This is a genomic window from Liquorilactobacillus uvarum DSM 19971, from assembly GCF_001434935.1.
GTDB classification, from domain to species: Bacteria; Bacillota; Bacilli; order Lactobacillales; family Lactobacillaceae; genus Liquorilactobacillus; species Liquorilactobacillus uvarum.
Window position 1 is genome coordinate 1 of the sequence record NZ_AZEG01000101.1, and the last position, 976, is coordinate 976.

2 protein-coding genes and 1 pseudogene are annotated in these 976 nt (G+C 38.5%); all 3 read left to right on the forward strand.

Going from position 1 to position 976, the window contains the following annotated elements; all coding sequences use genetic code 11:
- A partial coding sequence (locus tag FD20_RS12585; protein ID WP_162255666.1) for an aldo/keto reductase occupies positions 1 to 411 on the forward strand: 411 nt, incomplete at its 5' end.
- Positions 412 to 454: 43 nt separating this feature from the next.
- Positions 455 to 871, forward strand: coding sequence for a cupin domain-containing protein (locus tag FD20_RS12590; protein ID WP_002823330.1), 417 nt, complete (start codon positions 455 to 457; stop codon positions 869 to 871).
- Positions 872 to 976 (forward strand): annotated as a pseudogene (locus tag FD20_RS12595) (carboxymuconolactone decarboxylase family protein); the annotation flags it as partial. It abuts the gene before it with no gap.

Consider the following 976-nt stretch of genomic DNA (forward strand, 5'->3'; position numbering starts at 1 on the left):
AATGATGTTAAACCAGCGGTTAACCAAATTGAAACAAATCCTTGGATGCAACAAAAAGAAGCTGTTTCTTTTCTTCACGAAAATAATATTCAACCTGAAGCATGGGCACCATTCGCTGAAGGAAAGCACGACATCTTTAATAATGAGACTTTAATTGCAATAGGCCAAAAATATAATAAATCAGTCGGTCAGGTTATTTTACGCTGGTTGACTCAACGTGGCGTGGTTGCACTTGCTAAGTCCGTTCATAAAAATAGAATGGCAGAAAATTTTAACAGCCTTGATTTCAAATTAACAGATGATGAAATGAAAAAAATTGCAGCACTTGACAAAAATGAGAGTCAATTCTTTGATCATCGTGATCCTGCTGCCGTTAAGAGAATTCATGGTTTGGTTAGACATGTAGATTAAGCTTAATTGTCTATCGTGTTGACTGTACTAAAAGGAGAAATAGATGACACAGAATAGTGACTTGAGAAATGGTGTCATTTTTCCATTAGGTGATAAGAATGACACTTATCAGAAGTTTTTTGTTGGGCAAAGTTATTTAAAGAGCCTCGTCAATGATCCCCAAGTGAATGTTTCAGTTGGGGTTGTGACTTTCGAGCCCGGTTGCCGTAATAATTGGCATATACATCATGCTGGTTTCCAAATCTTACTGGTTACTGGTGGAGAAGGTTGGTACCAAGAAATTGGGCAAAAGCCACGTTTGTTAAAAAAGGGTGATATTGTTGTGACTCATGACGGCGTTAAACATTGGCATGGGGCCACCCAAGACAGCTGGTTCGCTCATATAGCAATCACCGCTGGTAAACCTGAATGGCTAGAACCTGTTTCAGATGCAGATTATGCAAATTTGGAGGAAAAATAAATGGTAGAAAAGCAAACAGCTGGACGTGATCGTCTTGGAGATTTTGCGCCTAAATTTGCTGAGTTAAATGATGATGTTTTATTTGGAGAAGTTTGGTCGAGAGAA